Raw genomic sequence first — 19,531 nt, forward strand, 5'->3', positions numbered from 1 at the left:
GCTTCCCGGGAGACAATGGCAGGGTGCCACCACGCAAGATGGACCAGGAAAAGCTGAGAGCGGCCCTCGACGGCCAGCTCGTCGCGCTCGACGAGCCCGCGTACGACGGGCCCGCGTCCGCGCTGCCCGACGCGCTCGTGGCCGCCGTGCTGGCCGCCTACGACCGCGGGCTCCAGCCGGAGCGCGACGCGGCCAGGATGGCGGTGCGCCACCTGCTCGACAGGCTGGCGAGCGCGGCGCCCGGCCGGACCGTCGAGGTGCGCGTGCCGCCGTACGCCGCCGTCCAGGCCATCGAGGGGCCCCGGCACACCCGGGGCACGCCGCCGAACGTGGTGGAGATGGACGGGCGGACCTGGATCGAGCTCGCGCTCGGGCGGCTGACCTGGGACGAGGCCATGACAGAAGGCGCGGTGAGGGCCAGCGGCTCCCGAGCCGACTTGTCCGGATATTTGCCGCTTTAGCGGGTGCCGCTCATCCAGGGGAACTTGTCCTCGAAGCACCGGTCGGCGAGCTGGCCCGGCAGATGGGCGCACTCCTGGACCACGTTCCAGAACCAGAGGGCCACGATCGCGAACAGGATCAGCGACAGGACGCTGATCACGATGCCGGCGATGGCCCGGCCCTTGCCCGCGCGCTTCACCAGCGCCACCCAGCCGAAGACGATCGACAGGATCGCGGTGATCAGGCCGGTGAAGCAGACGAACACCAGGAAGGGGCTGGCCACGCCGAGGACGAGCGAGGCCGTGGCCAGGCCGCTGCCCGGCCTGGACTGCTCGTACTGCCCGTACGGACCGTATTGGCCAGGCTGGCCGTACTGACCGTACTGACCGGGCTGGCCGTACTGGCCGGCCGGGGAGCCGTAGGGGGCTCCCGGAGGCGGGGGCGGAGGGTAGCCGGGCGGGCCGCCGTACGGGCTGGAGGGCGACGTGCCCGGCACCGTCGGGTCCTGGTCGTGCGCGGGCGGGACGGCGTGACCCTGGTCCGGCGCGCCGCCCTCGGGCGGCGTCCCCGCCTGACCGCCCTGGGCCTGCGCCCCGCCTCCGGGCACCGGGGTCCCTCCGGGCGGCGTGCTCTTCCAAGGCTCCGGCCCCTCCCCTGACGGGGTGCTCTCCCAGCGGGATGCGCCTTCCCCTGACGGGGTGCCCTGCCAGGGGGAGGCGCTCTCCCCTGACGGGGCGCCTGCCTCGGGTGGCGCGAAGTGCGGCTGCTGCGGCTGGTCGTCCTGCTCGTAGCGCGAGGGCTCCTGCCTGGCGGGCCGCTCCTCCTGCGGCGCTCCGCCCCAGCCCGGATAGGACGGGGTGGCGCCGGGGATCGGGTACACCTGGGTCGCCTCGGCATCGCCGCCCGCGGGCTCCGGAGTCTCGGGCGCGGTGGGCAGGTCGGGATGGGACGGCTCGCCGGCCGGCCTGGGCTCGTGCGTCGGCGGCACGTCGGGACGGGGCACCACGGGCGGAACCGGCGAGATCGGCTCCTCCTCTTCCGGCTCTTGCCCGGGCACACCCTCCGGCTCCCGCTCGGGCGTGGCGCCTGGAGCCGGGGCCTGCTCGGGCGGCCGCTCGTCCTCCGGCAGCGCGCCCTCGCTCCACCACTCGGGCTCGTGCTGGGCAGGCGCGCTCTCTGGCTGGCCCTCCCGCGGGCGGTCCTCGCGCGGGCGCTGCCCCTCGCGGGGCTCGTTCGGGTCCTCAGGTGTGGTCACGTCTGCGTCTCCCGAGGGTCTGCATGCCGGATACTTCACCCTTTCGCGGAAGCCGTCGGCTAAACCATGCGACACGGTAAGAGGCGGCTCATCCTTGGGTCACCATGCGCCAAAGCAGCAGGCGGGAGGCAAGATGAGTGCATGCTGGACGAGACCCTGACGTACGCGCTCATCAAGCTCATGAAGGCCCACCGCAACCAGCTCGCCGCCGCGCTGGTCCCGCTCGGCCTGCACGTGGGCCAGGAGCTGCTGCTCAACCAGCTGTGGCGGGAGGACGGCCTGACGCAGGGCGAGCTGATCGCCAGGCTGGGCGTCGAGCCGCCGACCGTCACCAAGACCCTCCAGCGCCTGGAGCGCGCGGGCATCGTCTACCGCGCCCCCGACCCCGACCGCCCCCGGATCGGCCGCGTGTACCTCACCGACACGGGGAAGGCCCTGCGCGAGCCGGTGGAGGGCATCTGGAAGCAGCTGGACGAGGACCTCCAGCGCGGCTTCACGGCCGAGGAGCGCGAGTTGCTCGCCAGGTTCCTGCGCGCCACGCCCGACTTTCACTGCTAGCGAAACGCCCTTGTACGTCGGGGCCGCGTGCACTTAGCTGGCTAATTAGTCGGCTAATCAAGGAGCTATCCATGCACGTACTCATCACCGGCGGCTCGTCCGGCATCGGCGCCGCCACCGCGCTCGCGTACGCCAGAACGGGCGCGGACGTCACGATCACCTACAACCAGGGCGAGGAGCGGGCGGCCGAGGTCGTCAAGCGCATCGAGGAGGCCGGCGTCCGGGGCGCGGCCGTCCACCTCGACCTGGAGGACCACGCCACCATCGCGCCCGCCGTCGCGCGGGCCGGCGCGATCGACACCGTGGACGCGCTCGTCGCGAACGCCGTCCGCTGGGGGAACATCCAGCCGGGCAGCATGGCGTTCGAGGACGTGCCCGCCGCCGAGTGGTCGGCCGCCATGCACGCCAACGTGGTCGGCAACGCCCTGCTCGTCCAGGAGGTGCTGCCCGGGATGCGGCGCAGGCGGTGGGGGCGGATCGTGCTCGTCTCGTCCGGCATCGGCGAGGAGGGCGTGCCGGGCCCCGGCCCGTACGGCACCGCGAAGATGGCCCTGCACGGCATGGCCAGGGCCCTGGCCTGGGAGGCGGGCAGGGACGGCATCCTGGTGAACGTGGCCGTCGCGGGCCTCACGGTCACCGGCGTGCGCCCGTTCCCGCAGGACGTCCTCGACCGGCTCGCGGCCCGCACGCCCAGCCGCAGGCTCTCCACCGCCGACGACATGGCGGCGCTGATCGTCTTCCTCGGCTCGGCGGCCAACCACAACCTCACGGGAGAGATCATCCGAGACGGTTCGAATGCGGGCAGGTCAGCCCACGCCATCTGATCTCGCACCCGGGTGTGCGAGCACGGAAGCGGCCAACCTAAACTGAGGCATGTGCTGAAGGGCGACGGCCGGCTCGGCCATGACCTGGACCCCCACGACCGCGCACCTAAAGACGCCTGCGGTGTCTTCGGCGTCTGGGCTCCGGGCGAGGAAGTTTCCAAACTCACCTACTACGGGCTGTACGCGTTGCAGCACCGCGGCCAGGAGTCCGCGGGCATCGCGGTCAGCGAAGGCAGCCGCATTCTCGTCTACAAGGACATGGGGCTGGTCGCCCAGGTCTTCGACGAGTCGGTGCTCAGCACCCTGCGCGGCCACCTGGCCATCGGCCACTGCCGCTACTCCACGACCGGGTCCAGCGTGTGGGAGAACGCGCAGCCCACGCTGAGCTCCACCGAGGTGGGCGGCCTGGCGCTGGCCCACAACGGCAACCTCATCAACACCCCGGAGCTGGCCCAGCGGCTGGCGCCCGGCTCCATCCGCGCGACCACCGACACCGAGGTCCTGACCACGCTGCTCGCGCAGGACCGCAGCCGCTCGGTCGAGGACGCGGCCGCCGAGCTGCTGCCGCAGGTCAAGGGCGCCTACACGCTGGTCTTCATGGACGAGAAGACGCTGTATGCGGCCCGCGACCCGCAGGGCATCCGCCCGCTGGTCCTGGGCCGGCTGGAGCGCGGCTGGGTGGTGGCCTCGGAGACGGCGGCGCTCGACATCGTGGGCGCCACGTTCGTCCGCGAGGTCGAGCCGGGCGAGCTGCTCACCATCGACGAGCAGGGCGTCAGGTCCCGCCGCTTCGCGCTGCCGGAGCCGAAGGGCTGCCTGTTCGAGTACGTCTACCTCGCCCGCCCCGACACCACCATCGCCGGGCGCGGCGTCCAGGTCACCCGGGTCGAGGTCGGCCGCGTGCTGGCCCGCGAGCACCCGGTGGAGGCCGACCTGGTCATCCCCACGCCGGAGTCGGGCACGCCCGCCGCCGTGGGTTACGCCCAGGAGAGCGGGATCCCGTACGGCCAGGGGCTGGTGAAGAACTCCTACGTGGGCCGCACGTTCATCCAGCCCTCGCAGACCATCCGCCAGCTCGGCATCCGGCTCAAGCTCAACCCGCTGCGCGAGGTCGTGGAGGGCAAGCGCCTGGTGGTCGTGGACGACTCGATCGTGCGCGGCAACACCCAGCGGGCCATCGTCAAGATGTTGCGCGAGGCGGGGGCGCGCGAGGTGCACGTCCGCATCTCGTCCCCGCCCGTGAAGTGGCCGTGCTTCTACGGCATCGACTTCGCCACGAGGGCGGAGCTGATCGCGGGCTCGCTGTCGGTCGAGGAGATCCGCGCCTCACTCGGCGCCGACACGCTCGGTTACATCTCCCTGGAGGGCCTGACCGAGGCCACCACCATCCCGGCCGACCGGCTCTGCCGGGCGTGCTTCACGGGCGAGTACCCGATCCCGATCGACCAGGACAACGTGGGCAAGTTCGTGTTGGAGAGCAAGGCGTGACAGAGCGCGGCGAACGAACCATCAGACGCAGCAGTACGGTGCTCGCACTGCCGACGAAGGAGGCCGTGTGAGTACGTATGAGGCCGCCGGTGTGGACATCGAGGCGGGCGAGCGTGCCGTCGAGCTGATGAAGGACAAGGTGGCGCGCTCGCGCCGGCCCGAGGTCGTCGACGACGCCAGCGGCTTCGCCGGCCTGTTCGACGCCTCGGCCCTGCTGAAGTACCGGCGCCCGCTGCTGGCGACCTCCACCGACGGCGTGGGCACCAAGGTCATGATCGCCCAGCAGTACGGCAAGCACGACACGATCGGCATCGACCTGGTCGGCATGGTCCTCGACGACCTGGTGGTCTGCGGGGCCGAGCCGCTGTTCATGACCGACTACGTCGCCTGCGGGAAGGTGGTGCCGGAGCGCATCGCCGAGATCGTCGGCGGCGTGGCCGAGGGTTGCCGCCTGGCCGGGGCCGCGCTGGTGGGCGGCGAGACGGCCGAGCACCCCGGCGCGATGGGCCCCGACGAGTACGACCTGGCCGGGGCGGGCACCGGCGTGGTGGAGGCGTCCGCCATGCTCGGGCCCGAGCGGGTGGTGGCCGGTGACGTGGTGCTGGGGATCGCCTCCTCGGGGGTGCACTCCAACGGCTACTCGCTGGTCCGCCACGTGCTGCGGGAGAACTCCCTGTCGCTCGACACCGTGCTGCCCGAGCTGGGCCGGCCGCTGGGCGAGGAGCTGCTGGAGCCCACCCGCATCTACTCGCTGCACTGCCTGGAGCTGGCCAGGACGGTCGAGGTGCACGCCTACGCGCACATCACCGGCGGGGGGATCGAGAGCAACCTCTCGCGTTCGCTGCCGGCGCAGCTCGACGCGCTGCTGGACCGCTCGTCGTGGACGCCGCCGGCGATCTTCGGCGTGCTCGCGTCCTACGGGAAGATCGAGCAGCGCGCCATGGACCGCACGTTCAACCTCGGCGTCGGCATGGCGGCCGTGCTGCCCGCGGACGCGGCGGACGCGGCCATCCGCCTGCTGGCCGGTCGCGGCCTGGACGCCTGGGTGATGGGCGAGGTCGTGCCGGGTAGCGGGCAGGCCCGCTACCGCTGACGCGACGGCGGACGCCGGGCCGGGCGCACGAGCGCCGGCCCGGCGCACGCGGGCAACCCGAGGACGCCCGAGCCCGCGGAGGGCTCAGGAAACGCCTGGCCCGGCACACGCGGAACAGGACGCATCACAGAGGCGATCGTGATGCGTCCTGTTGCTGCTTTTTCCGACACACGTGACGAAGCCCCACGGTTGCCCGTGGGGCCCGACGAACGTGAGCGAGGATCCCGGCACCTGCGCCGCCGGGCCTCGGCCACATCACTCAGGAGAACGGCTACCGACGGCCGGACGTACGGCCATCGTCGTCGTCTCCGGCGCCATAGTCATCGGCGTAATCGGCATAGCGATCCGCCAGCTCATCGTTGAGGTCGTCGGCGTCGTCATTGCGGCTGGGGTCTCCGACCCCGAGTTCGTCGCGAAGACGGTCAAGATCCGTGCCACCGCTGTTGTACTTCAGCTGGCGAGCAACCTTGACCTGCTTGGCCTTTGCTCGGCCGCGCCCCATTGGCTCGACCCCCTCGTGTGGGGTCGTCCCCGACCCCTCGTCGCTAACGCACCACACACTGACGCCGCCTGACTACGGGCGTCAGCCTATCGTTCGCCTATTACCGTACCTGTTTTGTGCCCAGCTCGGTACGCCGTATGGGCGCGGGGCGTCAGTGGCCTAGCCAAATGGCCCGAATACGCCCGACTTCCGACATTCTGCGCTCGGCCAGCCTATCTGCTGCGACCGCGGGTGGAACGCCCTCATCGGCCGCGATTCCGAAGATCTTCAGAGTCGTGTCGTAGATCTGGGCAGCCTTCGACCTGGCCCGTTCCATGTCGAAGCCCTCGATCTCGTCGGCGACCTGGATCACCCCGCCGGAATTGACCACGTAGTCGGGCGCGTACAGGATGCCGCGCTCGGCGAGTTGCTTCTCCACGCCGGGGTGGGCGAGCTGGTTGTTGGCCGCGCCGCAGACGATTTTCGCGCGCAGCGTAGCCACCGTGTCGTCGTCGAGCGCCCCGCCCAGCGCGCACGGGGCGAAGACGTCGATGTCGGCGGTCATCAGCGTGCGCGCGTCGGCCACCACGTCCACCTCCGGGTGACGCACCCGCACCCGCTCGACCGCCTTGGGGTCGACGTCGCAGACCACGACCTCGGCGCCGTCCTCGCGCAGGAGCTCGACCAGGCGGTGGCCCACCTTGCCGACCCCCTCGACGCCCACCCGCCTGCCGTGCAGGGACGGCGTGCCGTAGACCCGCTCGGCCGAGGCCCGCATGCCCTGGAACACGCCGAACGCCGTGAGGATCGAGGAGTCGCCCGCCCCGCCGTGGGCCGGCGTGCGGCCGGTCACGAAGCGCGACTCGCGGGCCACGATGTCCATGTCCTCGCTGTAGGTGCCCACGTCGCAGGCGGTGATGTAGCGGCCGCCGAGCGACTGGACGAACCTGCCGTACGCGCGAAGCAGCGCCTCGCTCTTGTCGCGGGCCGGGTCGCCGATGATCACGGCCTTGCCCCCGCCCAGGTCGAGGCCGGCCAGCGCGTTCTTGTACGCCATGCCCTTGGCCAGGTTGAGTACGTCGGCCAGGGCCGCGGACTCGCTCTCGTAGGGATAGAACCTCGTGCCACCCAGGGCCGGGCCCAGCGCCGTGTTGTGGATGGCGATGATGGCACGCAGGCCGCTCTGCTCGTCGGCGCAGAAGACGACCTGCTCGTGAACGTCTTTGTGAGACGCTCCGAAGACGTCGGTCACGGTAGTGACTCCCTGTCCGGTCCGCCGCACCGTCGCGGCGGAGATCGCTTCACAGAGTAGTAAGCCTCGACGGTGCACGCAGGTTCGCTTCGTGACACGATGCCTCCGTGCTGCCCTATGCCGCCTACCTCCGTGTCTATGAGCCACTGACCGCGTTCGCCGAGTCCGAGCGCAAGGTGTGGGCCGACTATGCCGACTCACGTGACCGCCCGCGACGCGCGAACGCGCTCAATGCGGAGCACGGCGAGTCCGTCATGCGCCTGCTCGGCATGCCCCCTCAACCCGTTCCCGCCCAGGAGAGCCCCAACGCCTATCTCCGGCGCGTTGAGGACCGGCTCTATGTCTGTCCCTGGCAAACCCGTTTGCGCTCGTGGCTGGCGTTCTCACGGCTTCGTGGCACCACTCCCGTGAAACTGATGGACCATCTCGTGCCCAAGGCGATCGCCGAGCAGACGGCCGACGACTTCGACCGCTACAAGCGGCAGGCCGGCTCCGACGCGTTGCGCACGCACATCCGCACCACGGCGTGGCACGTGCCGCCATCGTGGTTCGTGCCGTTTGATGGGAACGAGCGCTGGCTGGTGCTCGGCTCCGCCAACCCGGGACAGGACGTGACCACCACTACCGGGCGTAACCTGATCTACGTCACCTCCATGGCCCAGGCCAGGAGGCGCACGGCACGGGCGCTCAGCGTGCTGCGCAGGCACCTGGGCGACGTCGCGGCCAACTTCGACGTGGAGGACGTCGCGCGGTGGCTGGAGGAGTTCCACCCCCATTCGCTGGTGGAGCTCGACTACGGCGGGCTCGTCCACCTCATGGACGACGACGCGCTGCAGGCGGACCAGTCCGTCGCGGAGCTTTCCGCGGCACTGACGGGCCTGGACACGGGTCAAGAAGAACTTGCCTACGCCATGTACCAGAGGGTCATCCTGCGGTGGAAGTCAATGCAACTGCTGGAATCTGCCAACTGAGCCCCAATACGGCCGTCTGACCTGCATGAGTAGGTCACGTCTCGCGGCTGCTCTCTTCTGCGAACTGAGTAGTTTGCCGTTTTCACTGCGATACCACGAACCGTGTCGCTAGAATCACCGAGCGTGACATGGCCACGGGGGCGGGCAGTTGGGTCAAAGAAGGGCTCGCCAATCGCTCTGCGTGGCGGTATGGTCACATCGGGTGATGCCGCATATGGCTCAGAAAAGCCGCACGCTCTGCGCCATAGGGGGACATCCGTGACACGCGCAAAGGCAGTCACAGGATCGCTACGCCGGTCCACACGGAGGAGAGGCCGCACAAATGTCAGCTCGTACACCCGAGGCCGAGCCACTGCTCACGCCCGCTGAGGTCGCGACCATGTTCAGGGTCGACCCCAAGACCGTTACGCGGTGGGCCAAGGCGGGCAAGTTGACGTCGATTCGTACCCTCGGCGGTCATCGGCGTTACCGGGAGACCGAGGTTCGCGCGCTGCTCGCGGGGATTCCGCAGCAGCGCTCCGAGTAGCGGGAGGTCGGTAACGACCTCAGGGGGGTTTGAAGGGGGTGGACCAGGTCACCACTTGGCCCGGTCCACCGCTGTGACGATGGGAGGTTGGCGCCGCCCGCGCCGGCGCCACTCTTCCCGGCCGCCCTGCCCTCGCTTCTCCTTACGCCAGCCGCTCCAGCAGCCTGGCGACGTCGCCGTCATGGACGGCGGCGACCCCGAGCAGCGCGACCATGTGCTCCACCAGCATTTTCTCCAGCATCGGCCGTTCGAGGTCGCGATGCTCCAGCCAGTCGAGGCCGGCCGTCTCGACGGAGGCGATCCACGACCGCAGCGTCGTGCGCAGCACCGGGCTCGGCTCCTCGACGCCCATCTGCTTCTGGATCAGGCGGAAGAGCCGCCTGCGCACCCCGTCGACGATCTCGCCGACCTCGCCGGTCCTGTTCGCGGGGCCGCCCCGCAGCAGCGCGGCGAAGCCCGCAGCGTGCTCCTCGACGAAGTCGAAGTACCGTTCCAGGCCGGAGGCCAGCTCGTCGAGCGGCCTGCCGCCCCCCTGGGGCCGCAGCCGGGACTCCAGCTGCTCCGCCGCGCTCCTCAGCGCGGCCACGTAGAGCTCCTGCTTGCCGCCGAAGTAGTGGTAGACCAGGGCCCGCGAAGCCCCCGCCGCCGATGCCACGTCGTCGATCGAGACGTCCTCCGCGTCGCGGGTGCTGAACAACTCCAGCGCCGCCGCCATGAGCTCTTCCCGACGCCGGTCCACGCTGAGCCTGCGCCGCGCCGGCCGTGCCGTCTCGGCTGACTTCCCGGGTGTCACATCTGTACGGTATCCGACGCCGTACCCAATAGCTGACGTGGAAGCTTTCGGTCAATATCCGGCTTTCGCCACTGAGGTTGAGCCAATCCGTAACGAAGGCCGTACCCTGCGGCTAACTCGATCGTTTGGTCAGACAGGTGCCCATATCCGCATCGCGGGGGAGACACATGTCAGGACCGCCCGTCAACACTTCAACCATCCCTGAGCTAAGAGAGGTAGACGCACTGCCTCGGCCCAGACCTACCATCCGTAACGTCGCCGAACGAGCCGGCGTGTCGAAATCGCTGGTCTCACTCGTGCTGCGCGGATCCCCGCACGTGAGCGAGCACCGGCGCCAGGCCGTGCTGCAGGCCGCCCGCGAGCTCGGCTACCGGCCGAACGCGGTGGCGCGGAGCCTGGTCGAAGGCCGCACCCATCTGGTGGGCGCGCTCGTCGCCGACCTGCACAACCCGTTCTACGCGGAGTTCCTCGACGGCCTGCAGGAGAGCCTGCACGGCGACGGGCTGCGCATGCTGATCGGGAACAGCCAGTGGGACCCGGCGTTCGAGGACGAGGCCGTGGAGGCCTTCCTCGAGCTGCGGGTCGACGGGCTGGTCCTGCTCGGCATCCCGCCGACCAGCGAGACGCTGATCGAGGCCACCGCGTACACGCCCACGGTCGTCGTGGGGGAACGTGACATCGAGCTCGACGGCGTCGACATCGTGGTCGACGACGATCAGCTCGGCGCCCGCCTGGCCATCGACCATCTGGTCGAGCTCGGCCACAAGAGAATCGCGCACATCGAGGGCCGGCGATCGTCGCGCTGCGAGGGCTACCTCGTGGCGATGCGCAGGCACTCGCTGGCGCCGTACATCATGGTCGAGGCCGCCGACTCGACCGAAGAGGGCGGCAGGCAGGCGGCGACGGCGCTGCTGACCCGCGACCCCAGGCCCACGGCGATCTTCGCCGCCAACGACGTGGTCGCGCTCGGCGTGCTCTCCGCCGCGAGCGAGCTGGGCCTGCGCGTGCCCCAGGACCTCTCGGTGGTCGGCTACGACAACACGCACCTGTCGGCCTCCCACCACATCTCGCTGACCTCGATCGACCAGGCCCGCCGCAGCATGGGCAGGTCGGCGGCGGCGCTGCTGAGCGACCGGATCGGGGATCCCGCCAAGGTCGCGCGCCTGCGCGAGGTCCGCCCCGAGCTGATCGTGCGACGGAGCACGGGACCTGCCTAAGGATGACCCAAGGCTGGGTCAAGCCGTGTGGCGGCGCGGCCACACGGCGGTTTACTCGTCAGGGTCATGCTAAGTGTGGCCGGATTCGGTCCGGCCACGGTCTGATCCGGGGGAACAGTCATGCGTGATCCGGAACTGGTGTCCTGTGCCCAGCGCGCGGCGGCCGAGCTCGAGCGCGCCTGGGGACAGTGGCGGGCGGGCAGGGGGCGGGGCGCCGACGGCGGCGCGGAGTCCGTCGCCAGCTACGTCGCCCACTCACTGGACCATCCGTGGGGCCGCCCCCGCGTCGTCCTCGGGCTCGACGCCGAGGACGCGCGGGAGCTGGCCGCCCTGCTCGAACGGCAGGAGGTCGGCGAGCGCGTCTGGTGACAGCGCTTCTGGTGACAGCGCCTCTGGTGACAGCGCCTCTGGTGACTTCGTAGGGACTCGCCACGCTTGGCATAAGGCGGGCTGCAGCTCCCGCTCTGCCGTAAGTTGGACGGCATGCGTGCTCTACCAGCCACCGTCCTCGCCGTTTGCGGCCTGATCGCCTCCGCGTGTGGCGGCACCGGATCCGGTGGCGCCGCGGCAGGTCAGGCCGCCCCCGCGACCACGGCGGCGCAGTCCTCTCCCTCCTCCGCTCCCGCGAAGCAGGCGCCGCCGGACGCCAAGCCGCTCGAAGGCAAGGTCATCGTCATCGACCCCGGCCACAACGGCGCCAACTACCGCCATCCCGCCGAGATCAACCGCAAGGTCAACGTGCTGACCAAGTGGAAGGAATGCGACACCACCGGCACCGCCACGAACAGCGGTTACAGCGAGGCGGCCTTCACCTGGGACGTCTCGCAGCGGATGACGAAGATCCTCGAACGCCGCGGCGCCACCGTGAAGCTGACCAGGACCAGCAACAACGGCGTCGGGCCCTGCATCACCGAGCGGGCCGCCATCGGCAACAGGGCCAGGGCGGACGCCGCGATCTCCGTGCACGCCGACGGCTCCGACGACAAGCGTCACCGTGGCTTCCACGTCATCATGCCCGAGAAGATCAACGGGCCGGTGGACAAGGTCGTGGGCGCCTCCAGCAAGCTGGGGATCGCCGTGCGCGACGCGTACAGGAAGGGCACGGGCATCCCCTACTCCAACTACATCGGCAAGAACGCGCTCGACTACCGCAACGACATCGGCGGGCTCAACCTCTCCACGGTGCCGAAGGTCCTGTTCGAGAGCGGCAACATGCGCAATCCGGGCGAGGCGGCGAAGTTCGAGGATCCGAAGTTCCGGCAGAAGATCGCCCTGGCGCTCGCGAACGGGTTGCAGCACTATCTGGAAGCATGATTCCTCGTCCTCGGCTGCTTCGTGATCTTTCCGCCTCCTATACGCTGACCTCGGGCGCCACGGTGTCCGGCGACCTGGTGGACGCCGTACGCACGGCGCTGGCCCGGCTCGACCCGCTGCCCGGCGACTCCGGTGAGATCGACGTGCGGCGGGATCCGGAGCTGGGCGAGGAGGCCTACCGGCTGACGGTCGGCTCCCGGGGCGTGGAGATCGCGGCGGGCGGCCGGGCGGGCGCGTTCTACGCGGCGCAGTCGCTGCACCAGCTGCTGCCCGACGCCTCCTACCGGTTCTCCGGCGGCGGCTCGTGGCCCGTCCCGGGCGTGCGGATCGAGGACGCGCCGCATTTCGCCTGGCGGGGGCTGCACCTCGACGTGGCGCGGCACTTCTTCCCCAAGCGGGAGGTCCTGCGCCTGATCGACCTGATGGCGGCGCACAAGCTGAACCGGCTGCACCTGCACCTGGTGGACGACCAGGGCTGGCGGGTGGAGAGCCGGGCCTACCCGCTGCTGCACGAGGTCGCCTCGCACCGGCCGCGCACGGCGACCAACTACTACCGGGAGCCGGAGACCTACGACGGCCTGCCGCACGGCGGCTACTACACGCTCGACGACCTGGCCGAGATGGCCGCCTACGCCCGCTCGCGCTGCGTCACGATCGTGCCCGAGATCGACGTGCCCGGGCACGCGTCGGCGATCCTGGCGGCCTACCCGGAGTTCGGGGCCACCGGGGAGCGGTACGACGTGCTCGACCGCTGGGGCATCTCCCCCGCGATCCTGTCGCCGCTGCCGCCGACCGTGGAGTTCCTGACCACGATCTTCGACGAGCTGCTGGGGGCGCTGGGCGAGACCCCGTACGTGCACATCGGCGGCGACGAGGTCGTGCTCGACCACTGGACGCAGTCGGCGGAGATCGTCGCCTACCGCGAGTCGCTGGGGCTGGGGACCGCCAACGACCTGCAGGCGTGGTTCCTGCGGCGGCTGGCCGACGCGCTGGCCGAGCGGGGCGCGCGAGCCGTGGTGTGGGACGAGGCGTTCGTCAGCGGCGGCCTGCGGCAGGACACGATCGTCATGCCGTGGCGCGGCATGAACGTGGGCCGCCGGGCGGCCGCCGCCGGGCACGACGTGGTGGCGACGCCGGTGTTCCCGCTGTACTTCGACTACGCCGAGGCCTCCTCCCCCGACGAGCCGATGGCCATCGGCGACGCGATCACGGTGGCGGACGTGGCGGCGTTCTCGCCGGCGCCCGCCGCGTGGTCGCAGCAGGAGCGGGACCGCGTCCTGGGGGTGCAGGCACAGCTGTGGACCGAGCGGGTGCCCGATGCCCGCACGGTGGACTACCGGCTGTGGCCGCGCGCCTGCGCGCTGGCGGAGGTGGCCTGGTCGGGCGAGGCCTCGGCGGACTTCGACGGGCGCCTGGCCGAGCACCTGGGGCGGCTGGACGCGCTCGGGGTCGAGTACCGCCCGCTGGACGGGCCGCACCCGTGGCAGCGGCGCCGCCCGCACCGGCCCAGCGGCGTACGCGTCACCGAGGTGATGGCCCGCATCGACGCCATGACCCACCACGCGGAGTCGACGCGGCCGAGCATCTAGAAGGCCGGGCGGTCGTTGAGTATGAGCTGGAACAGCCGGTGGTCCTGCCACCGGCCGTCGATCTCCAGGTAGCGCGGGGCGGTGCCGACCAGCTCGAACCCGCACTTGCGCAGCACGCTCTGCGACGCCTCGTTGTGCAGCAGCGTGGCCGCCGCGACCCTGTGCAGGCCGACCTCCTGGTCGGCCATCCGGCACACCTCGCGCACGGCCTTCGTGGTCAGCCCGCGGCCCAGGTACTCGGAGTCGATCCAGTAGCCGAGGTGGGCGTTGAGGAACGGGCCGCGGACGATGTCGTTCAGCGTCATGCGGCCCACGACGCGATCGCCGTCGGCCAGCACCCACGCCACCGCCTGGCCTCTGGCCTGCTGCTCCAGCAGGGCCTTCAGGCGCGTGGCCTGGCCCTCCACGGTGAAGAACTCGTCCGGCCTGCGCGGCTCCCAGGGCGCCAGATGGTCGCGGTTGCGGACGTAGGCGGACTTCAGAGCCTCGGCGTCCCGCTCGGTCGCGAGGCGGAGCACGACGTCGTCGGCGAGGGAAACTGGTTCGATCACCGTCCCTACGATAGGGGCTTCATGCGGTGCGGCCGATGGCCTCCGTGACCGACTTGAGGCCGTGGCGGCGTACGCGGCGCAGGAGCTGCCGGTGGATGTGCGCGGCCCACAGGGGGCCGCCGTAGATCCAGCCCGTGTAGCCCTGGACCAGGGTGGCGCCGGCCAGGATGCGCTCCCAGACGTCGTCCACGTCCTCCACGCCGCCCGCCGACACCAGGGTGATGCGGTCGCCGACCTTGGCGCGCAGGCGGCGCAGCACCTCCAGGGAGCGGGCCTTGAGCGGGCGGCCCGACAGGCCGCCGGTCTCGCCGCCGTGCCTGATCGTGGTGTTGGTCGCGATGATGCCGTCGAGCCCCAGCTCCAGGGCCAGCTCGGCGACCGCGTCGACGTCCTCGTCCGCCAGGTCGGGGGCGATCTTGACGAGCAGCGGCGTACGGCGCGGCGTGGCGTCGGCCACCTGCTTGACGGCGGTGAGCAGGGGCCGCAGGAGCGAGACGGCCTGGAGGTTGCGCAGCCCCGGCGTGTTGGGCGAGCTGACGTTGACCACCAGGTAGTCGGCCAGCGGGGCGAGCTGCCTGGCGCTGGCCACGTAGTCGGCCGTGGCCTCGGCCTCCGGGACGACCTTGGTCTTGCCGATGTTCACCCCGATCACGACCGGCACGCCGCGCGTGCGGCGCAGCCTCCGGGCGGCGGCCACGGCGCCGGCGTTGTTGAAGCCCATCCGGTTGATCACCGCGTGCTGCCGCACCAGCCGGAACAGGCGGGGGCGCGGGTTGCCGGGCTGGCCGTGGGCGGTGATGGTGCCGACCTCGACGTGGCCGAAGCCGAGCGCGGCGACGGCCTCGGCGCAGGCGGCGTCCTTGTCGAAGCCGGCGGCCAGCCCGAGCGGCCCGGGGAAGTGCACGCCGAAGGCGGTCACGCGCAGGGCCGGGTCGTGCGGCGCGAGCACCCGGTGCAGCAGCCGCTTGACCAGCGGCAGCCGGGCGAGGAGCGCGAGGGCGCTCACGGTGAAACGGTGCACGGCCTCGGCGTCGAGACGCCGCAAGACCTGCGAGAACACGAGGCGATACATCACGGGTCAGGCTACCAAGCCGGCCTCGTGGGCGATGATCGCGGCCTGTACGCGGTTGCGCACGTCGAGCCGGGTGAGGATGGCGCTCACGTACGCCTTCACCGTGCCCTCCACGATGTGCAGCTCGCGGGCGATCTCGGCGTTGGACAGGCCCGCCCCCAGCAGGGCGAGCACCTCGCGCTCGCGGTCGGTGAGCGCCCCGATGCGGTCGCGGGCCAGCGCGCCCCTGGCCATCCTGCCGCCGGCGAGCTGCGCGATGACGCGCTGGGCGACCTTGGGAGACAGGTAGGCGGCCCCGCCGGCGACGGCGTGGATCCCGGCGATGAGCTCGCGCGGGTCGCCGGACTTGAGCAGGAAGCCGCTGGCTCCGACGTCGAGGGCCTTGGCGATGTAGTCGTCCTCGCCGAACGTGGTCAGCATCACCACGGCCGTGCCGGGCGCGGCCCTGCGCATCTCCGCCGCGGCGGCGAGCCCGTCGAGCCGTGGCATGCGGATGTCGAGGAGCGCGACGTCGGGGTGGTGGCTGATGGCCAGGTCGACTGCCTGCCTGCCGTCGCCGGCCTCGGCCACGACCTCCAGCTCGGGATCGGACTGCAGGATCGCCCGGACCCCTGCCCTGATCATGGCCTCGTCGTCGGCCAGGAGTATGCGGATCACGCCCTCTATAGTGGCCTGCATGGCACAGGTGAAGGTCTACGGGCGCAGGGACGCGTGGGCGGGGCGGCAGCGGGAGGTCTCCGACCTCCTCCAGTCGTGCCTCGTGAGCGCGTGGGGATTGCCCGAGGAGAAGCGGTTCCACCGGTTCCTGCTGCTCGACGCGGACGACTTCATCTGCCCGCAGCGGAGTGAGCGTTATCTCATCATCGAGGTGGTGTGCTTCACGGGCCGTACCGACGACGCCAAGCGGGCACTGATCCGGGAGATCTACGAGAAGTCGGGATTCGACCCCGAAGACGTGGAGATCACGATCATCGAGATGCCCAGGACGAACTGGGGAATCCGCGGTGTTCCCGCAGATGAGCTCACTCTGTCGTACAAGGTGGAGGTCTGAGGTCAGGGGCAGAGTCAGGCGAGCGGTATGGTCCGACTCATGAGCACTCACTATGACGTCGTCGTTCTCGGCGCGGGTCCTGGAGGTTACACGGCCGCGGTCCGCGCCGCCCAGCTCGGACTGCGCACCGCGGTCGTCGAGGAGAAGTACTGGGGTGGCGTCTGCCTGAACGTGGGCTGCATCCCGTCCAAGGCGCTGCTGCGCAACGCGGAGCTGGCCCACATCTTCCACAACGAGGCCAAGACCTTCGGCATCAGCGGCGAGGTCACCTTCGACTACGGCGCGGCCTTCCAGCGCAGCCGCAAGGTGGCCGACGGGCGGGTCAAGGGCGTTCATTACCTGATGAAGAAGAACGCCATCACGGAGTACGACGGGCGCGGCACGTTCCTCGACGCCAACACGCTCCAGGTGAACGGCGAGACGATCACGTTCTCCCACTGCATCATCGCGGCCGGCGCGACCACCAGGCTGATCCCCGGCACGCAGCTGTCGGAGCGCGTGGTGACGTACGAGGAGCAGATCCTCACCGAGGAGCTGCCGGGCAGCATCATCATCGCGGGCGCCGGCGCGATCGGCGTGGAGTTCGCGTACGTGCTGCACAACTACGGCGTCAAGGTGACCATCGTCGAGTTCCTCGACCGGGTCGTGCCGCTGGAGGACGAGGAGGTGTCGGCCGAGCTGGCCAAGCGGTACAAGCGGCTCGGCATCGAGGTGCTGACCTCCACCCGCGTCGACTCCATCGAGGACACCGGCTCCGCCGTCAAGGTCACCGTCACGCGCGGCGACCAGACGCAGGTGCTGGAGGCCGACAAGGTGCTGCAGGCCATCGGGTTCCAGCCGCGCGTGGACGGCTACGGGCTGGAGAAGACCGGCGTGGCGCTGACCGAGCGGGGCGCGATCGCGGTCGACGGGCGCGGGCGCACGAACGTGCCGCACATCTACGCCATCGGCGACGTCACAGCCAAGCTCATGCTGGCGCACGCCGCCGAGTCCATGGGCATCATCGCCGCCGAGACGATCGCGGGCGCGGAGACCATGGAGCTCGACTTCGTGATGATCCCGCGGGCCACGTACTGCCAGCCGCAGGTCGCCAGCTTCGGCTACACCGAGGCGCAGGCCCGTGACCTGGGCTACGACGTGAAGGTGGCGAAGTTCCCGTTCACGGCCAACGGCAAGGCCCACGGCCTCGGCGACTCCGCCGGGTTCGTGAAGATCATCAGCGACAACACGCACGGCGAGCTGCTCGGCGCGCACCTGATCGGTCCCGAGGTGACCGAACTGCTGCCCGAGCTGACGCTGGCCCAGCAGTGGGACCTGACGGTGCACGAGGTGGCCCGCAACGTGCACGCGCACCCGACGCTCGGGGAGGCCGTCAAGGAGGCCGTCCACGGGCTCGCGGGTCACATGATCAACATGTGAAAGGGTTTCGACGTTGATCGGTACGGCCCCGTGGCCGTACGCCTGGTCGTACCGATCACAGGGTCCGGCCGGCGGCGATGGCCTCGCGCAGGATGCCGGTCAGGGCGTCCGCCTGGGCGTTCAGGGCGCGCATGCCCTCCGTGTCGCCCGTCTGCGCCAGCAGGTCCAGGTACGTGCCGTTGCTCTGCTGCAGCTCGCTCGCCCGTAACGCGGAGTCGGCCGAGCGGACGCGGGAGGCGTACGCCTCCAGCTCCCACACCCGCTCCGTGACCGCCGCGACCGAGCGGCGCAGCGCCTCCTGCTGGGGCCCGAGCACGGCGGTCAGCTCGGGGGTGATCACCTCGGTCAGCGCCAGGGCCTGCTCGGCGCGCAGGTCGGCGTGGATGCGGACCAGGCGGGCGATCTCCCACAGGCGCTCGGGCAGCACGACGTCGTTGGCGATGGCGTCGAGCAGGCCCCGGCGGTGCACGCGGGAGCCGGTCACGTCCAGGACCGCTCTCCTGGCCCTGGCCAGCAGGTCGAGGGCGGGTTCGTCCAGCTCGGCGGGGACGACGTAGCGGCCGGCGTACTGGCGGGCCAGGCGCTCTGCCGGGTTCGGCAGGGAGACGCCGACGAACAGGACCCCGGTGAGGAAGGCCATCATGGCGATCAGGCCCGTGCTCCCGCGCCCGGCCTCGACCGCCGCCAGGCCGAGCACGGCCCCCGACACGGCGGCGCAGAGGCCGCCGAAGCCGAACATGCGCCGCACCCAGCGCGGCGGCTCGGGATCGGTCCGCCCGAGCAGGAGCGCCAGCGCGACGGTCAGACGCCGCGCGTCCCGCTGGGGAACGGCCGGGTCGGTGATCGGCTGGTCGATCCAGTTCTCCACCGGCACCCTCCTCGTGGCACGTCTGCCTCCGAGCACACCGCGCGCGGCCCCCGCACTCCACCAGGCCCGTGTGCGGATGTCGTGCAGATGTCGTGCAGCCGTCCCCTCGCGACACCGCTGCGCCTGATGACTTCTCACCAGATCTTCAGAATTCGCCCAGATTCCTCTGAGGATGCCTGGAGACGTTTGAGGCGACTTCGGAAGAGACCCTCGCATCGGACGGTGGTCCCGCACATGACCTCAACTCCCCCTCAGACGAGCGCGCGGCATTCGCGCCGGCTCGCCGCCCCGGGCACCCCGCTGCTCAGGCTCGGCCTGCTGGCGCTGGTCGCGATCGGCATCGTGGGCGCCGCGCTGGAGCTCGCCTTCGAACGCCACTGGGGAAGCCCCGCGCAGCTCATCCCCTGGGTGGCCCTGGCCTTGCAGGTGGTCGCGCTGGTGCTGCTCCTCCTGCGCGACGCGGGGCCGGTGGTCACCGTCGTGCGCGTGCTCGCGGCGATCGTCCTGCTCGCCTCGGTGTACGGCGTCTTCATGCACGTGTCGGTCAACCACGGCATGGGGGCGATGGATCCGCAGTGGGACTCGTACTCGCCGCTCACCCAGTGGTGGAACGCCCTGACGAAGTCGGTCGGGATGGCGCCGCCGCTCGCCCCCGGCATGCTCGCCCAGAGCGCGCTGCTCCTGCTGCTGGCCAGCCTCACGCCGAAGAGGCGGCAGGCCTGACCCCTGCGCTTCCCGGTGCCGGTGTCCTCGCTCGGGGGCGCGCCG

General features: G+C 70.8%; 22 protein-coding genes. 14 read left to right on the forward strand and 8 right to left on the reverse strand.

Going from position 1 to position 19,531, the window contains the following annotated elements; translation table 11 throughout:
- Window positions 1-23: 23 nt before the first annotated feature.
- On the forward strand, window positions 24-461 hold the full coding sequence (locus tag ACBJ32_RS34470) for a sterol carrier family protein (RefSeq protein ID WP_375130317.1): 438 nt from the start codon (window positions 24-26) through the stop codon (window positions 459-461).
- On the opposite strand, the gene ACBJ32_RS34475 is transcribed toward ACBJ32_RS34470, so the two are convergent.
- The gene (locus tag ACBJ32_RS34475) at window positions 458-1,696 is read right to left on the reverse strand and encodes a hypothetical protein (protein WP_375130318.1); all 1,239 of its coding nucleotides are present in this window, start codon (window positions 1,694-1,696) and stop codon (window positions 458-460) included. The genes ACBJ32_RS34470 and ACBJ32_RS34475 overlap by 4 nt on opposite strands.
- A gap of 141 nt (window positions 1,697-1,837) precedes the next feature.
- Here ACBJ32_RS34475 and ACBJ32_RS34480 point away from each other — a divergent pair, with 141 nt between their 5' ends.
- From ACBJ32_RS34480 to purM, 4 genes are all read left to right on the forward strand, one after another.
- Entirely contained in the window at window positions 1,838-2,254 is a 417-nt protein-coding gene (locus ACBJ32_RS34480; protein WP_357892786.1) for a MarR family transcriptional regulator, read from the forward strand.
- A gap of 71 nt (window positions 2,255-2,325) precedes the next feature.
- Window positions 2,326-3,078, forward strand: coding sequence for an SDR family NAD(P)-dependent oxidoreductase (locus ACBJ32_RS34485; protein ID WP_375130319.1), 753 nt, complete (start codon window positions 2,326-2,328; stop codon window positions 3,076-3,078).
- A 51-nt stretch (window positions 3,079-3,129) separates the two neighbouring features.
- Window positions 3,130-4,566, forward strand: coding sequence for an amidophosphoribosyltransferase (gene purF, locus ACBJ32_RS34490; protein ID WP_375130320.1), 1,437 nt, complete (start codon window positions 3,130-3,132; stop codon window positions 4,564-4,566).
- Window positions 4,567-4,633: 67 nt separating this feature from the next.
- Entirely contained in the window at window positions 4,634-5,659 is a 1,026-nt protein-coding gene (purM, locus tag ACBJ32_RS34495) for a phosphoribosylformylglycinamidine cyclo-ligase (protein ID WP_375130321.1), read from the forward strand.
- A 271-nt stretch (window positions 5,660-5,930) separates the two neighbouring features.
- On the opposite strand, the gene ACBJ32_RS34500 is transcribed toward purM, so the two are convergent.
- Both ACBJ32_RS34500 and ACBJ32_RS34505 read right to left on the reverse strand, forming a co-directional pair.
- Window positions 5,931-6,161, reverse strand: a complete 231-nt coding sequence (locus tag ACBJ32_RS34500) for a DUF3073 domain-containing protein (protein ID WP_357892794.1) — start codon at window positions 6,159-6,161, stop codon at window positions 5,931-5,933.
- 151 nt (window positions 6,162-6,312) lie between these two features.
- Window positions 6,313-7,392 (reverse strand): Glu/Leu/Phe/Val dehydrogenase, encoded by a 1,080-nt coding sequence (locus ACBJ32_RS34505; protein WP_375130322.1) that lies wholly within the window; start codon window positions 7,390-7,392, stop codon window positions 6,313-6,315.
- Window positions 7,393-7,499: 107 nt separating this feature from the next.
- Here ACBJ32_RS34505 and ACBJ32_RS34510 point away from each other — a divergent pair, with 107 nt between their 5' ends.
- Both ACBJ32_RS34510 and bldC read left to right on the forward strand, forming a co-directional pair.
- A complete protein-coding gene (locus ACBJ32_RS34510) occupies window positions 7,500-8,363 on the forward strand; it encodes a hypothetical protein (RefSeq protein ID WP_253755787.1) in 864 nt (287 codons plus the stop codon).
- 322 nt (window positions 8,364-8,685) lie between these two features.
- The gene (gene bldC, locus ACBJ32_RS34515; protein ID WP_013133571.1) at window positions 8,686-8,889 is read left to right on the forward strand and encodes a developmental transcriptional regulator BldC; all 204 of its coding nucleotides are present in this window, start codon (window positions 8,686-8,688) and stop codon (window positions 8,887-8,889) included.
- A 142-nt stretch (window positions 8,890-9,031) separates the two neighbouring features.
- Here the strand turns inward: bldC and ACBJ32_RS34520 are convergent, their stop codons facing one another.
- Window positions 9,032-9,682 (reverse strand): TetR/AcrR family transcriptional regulator, encoded by a 651-nt coding sequence (locus ACBJ32_RS34520; protein WP_357892799.1) that lies wholly within the window; start codon window positions 9,680-9,682, stop codon window positions 9,032-9,034.
- 167 nt (window positions 9,683-9,849) lie between these two features.
- On the opposite strand from ACBJ32_RS34520, the gene ACBJ32_RS34525 reads away from it, so the two are divergent.
- From ACBJ32_RS34525 to ACBJ32_RS34540, 4 genes are all read left to right on the forward strand, one after another.
- Window positions 9,850-10,899 (forward strand): LacI family DNA-binding transcriptional regulator, encoded by a 1,050-nt coding sequence (locus ACBJ32_RS34525; RefSeq protein ID WP_375130323.1) that lies wholly within the window; start codon window positions 9,850-9,852, stop codon window positions 10,897-10,899.
- Between the two features lie 120 nt (window positions 10,900-11,019).
- Complete coding sequence (locus tag ACBJ32_RS34530; RefSeq protein ID WP_253755782.1) at window positions 11,020-11,268, forward strand: hypothetical protein; 249 nt, start codon at window positions 11,020-11,022, stop codon at window positions 11,266-11,268.
- A gap of 114 nt (window positions 11,269-11,382) precedes the next feature.
- Entirely contained in the window at window positions 11,383-12,213 is an 831-nt protein-coding gene (locus ACBJ32_RS34535; protein WP_375130324.1) for an N-acetylmuramoyl-L-alanine amidase, read from the forward strand.
- A complete protein-coding gene (locus ACBJ32_RS34540) occupies window positions 12,210-13,802 on the forward strand; it encodes a beta-N-acetylhexosaminidase (protein WP_375130325.1) in 1,593 nt (530 codons plus the stop codon). Before ACBJ32_RS34535 ends, ACBJ32_RS34540 begins: the two co-directional genes overlap by 4 nt.
- Here the strand turns inward: ACBJ32_RS34540 and ACBJ32_RS34545 are convergent.
- From ACBJ32_RS34545 to ACBJ32_RS34555, 3 genes are read right to left on the reverse strand one after another with little or no spacing between them, the layout of a single operon-like run.
- Window positions 13,799-14,353 (reverse strand): GNAT family N-acetyltransferase, encoded by a 555-nt coding sequence (locus tag ACBJ32_RS34545; protein WP_375130326.1) that lies wholly within the window; start codon window positions 14,351-14,353, stop codon window positions 13,799-13,801. The two genes, ACBJ32_RS34540 and ACBJ32_RS34545, sit on opposite strands and share 4 nt — an antisense overlap.
- Window positions 14,354-14,372: 19 nt before the next feature.
- Window positions 14,373-15,425: a quinone-dependent dihydroorotate dehydrogenase gene (locus tag ACBJ32_RS34550; RefSeq protein ID WP_375130327.1), complete on the reverse strand. Its 1,053-nt coding sequence runs from the start codon at window positions 15,423-15,425 to the stop codon at window positions 14,373-14,375.
- A 6-nt stretch (window positions 15,426-15,431) separates the two neighbouring features.
- Window positions 15,432-16,082, reverse strand: a complete 651-nt coding sequence (locus tag ACBJ32_RS34555) for a response regulator transcription factor (RefSeq protein WP_357892809.1) — start codon at window positions 16,080-16,082, stop codon at window positions 15,432-15,434.
- A gap of 19 nt (window positions 16,083-16,101) precedes the next feature.
- Between ACBJ32_RS34555 and ACBJ32_RS34560 the strand changes: the two genes are divergently transcribed.
- Both ACBJ32_RS34560 and lpdA read left to right on the forward strand, forming a co-directional pair.
- Window positions 16,102-16,476, forward strand: coding sequence for a tautomerase family protein (locus ACBJ32_RS34560; protein ID WP_375130328.1), 375 nt, complete (start codon window positions 16,102-16,104; stop codon window positions 16,474-16,476).
- A 39-nt stretch (window positions 16,477-16,515) separates the two neighbouring features.
- Window positions 16,516-17,895 (forward strand): dihydrolipoyl dehydrogenase, encoded by a 1,380-nt coding sequence (gene lpdA, locus ACBJ32_RS34565; protein WP_357892813.1) that lies wholly within the window; start codon window positions 16,516-16,518, stop codon window positions 17,893-17,895.
- 55 nt (window positions 17,896-17,950) lie between these two features.
- Here lpdA and ACBJ32_RS34570 read toward each other — a convergent pair whose 3' ends face one another.
- On the reverse strand, window positions 17,951-18,763 hold the full coding sequence (locus ACBJ32_RS34570; RefSeq protein WP_375130329.1) for a hypothetical protein: 813 nt from the start codon (window positions 18,761-18,763) through the stop codon (window positions 17,951-17,953).
- Between the two features lie 234 nt (window positions 18,764-18,997).
- On the opposite strand from ACBJ32_RS34570, the gene ACBJ32_RS34575 reads away from it, so the two are divergent.
- Window positions 18,998-19,486 carry a hypothetical protein gene (locus ACBJ32_RS34575; protein ID WP_375130330.1) on the forward strand — a complete coding sequence of 163 codons (489 nt, stop codon included), beginning with the start codon at window positions 18,998-19,000 and terminating at the stop codon, window positions 19,484-19,486.
- Window positions 19,487-19,531 lie beyond the last annotated feature (45 nt).

The organism is Nonomuraea sp. GTA35 (assembly GCF_041950525.1).
Lineage (GTDB): Bacteria > Actinomycetota > Actinomycetes > Streptosporangiales > Streptosporangiaceae > Nonomuraea.

Bases quoted from the DNA above. Each gene is read 5' to 3' on its own strand.
- ACBJ32_RS34480 (WP_357892786.1), top strand. From the start codon at position 1,838: ATGCTGGACGAGACCCTGACGTACGCGCTCATCAAGCTCATGAAGGCC.
- ACBJ32_RS34485 (WP_375130319.1), top strand. From the start codon at position 2,326: ATGCACGTACTCATCACCGGCGGCTCGTCCGGCATCGGCGCCGCCACC.
- ACBJ32_RS34500 (WP_357892794.1), bottom strand. From the start codon at position 6,161: ATGGGGCGCGGCCGAGCAAAGGCCAAGCAGGTCAAGGTTGCTCGCCAG.
- bldC (WP_013133571.1), top strand. From the start codon at position 8,686: ATGTCAGCTCGTACACCCGAGGCCGAGCCACTGCTCACGCCCGCTGAG.
- ACBJ32_RS34525 (WP_375130323.1), top strand. From the start codon at position 9,850: ATGTCAGGACCGCCCGTCAACACTTCAACCATCCCTGAGCTAAGAGAG.
- ACBJ32_RS34530 (WP_253755782.1), top strand. From the start codon at position 11,020: ATGCGTGATCCGGAACTGGTGTCCTGTGCCCAGCGCGCGGCGGCCGAG.
- ACBJ32_RS34535 (WP_375130324.1), top strand. From the start codon at position 11,383: ATGCGTGCTCTACCAGCCACCGTCCTCGCCGTTTGCGGCCTGATCGCC.
- ACBJ32_RS34540 (WP_375130325.1), top strand. From the start codon at position 12,210: ATGATTCCTCGTCCTCGGCTGCTTCGTGATCTTTCCGCCTCCTATACG.
- ACBJ32_RS34550 (WP_375130327.1), bottom strand. From the start codon at position 15,425: ATGTATCGCCTCGTGTTCTCGCAGGTCTTGCGGCGTCTCGACGCCGAG.
- ACBJ32_RS34560 (WP_375130328.1), top strand. From the start codon at position 16,102: ATGGCACAGGTGAAGGTCTACGGGCGCAGGGACGCGTGGGCGGGGCGG.
- lpdA (WP_357892813.1), top strand. From the start codon at position 16,516: ATGAGCACTCACTATGACGTCGTCGTTCTCGGCGCGGGTCCTGGAGGT.
- ACBJ32_RS34575 (WP_375130330.1), top strand. From the start codon at position 18,998: ATGACCTCAACTCCCCCTCAGACGAGCGCGCGGCATTCGCGCCGGCTC.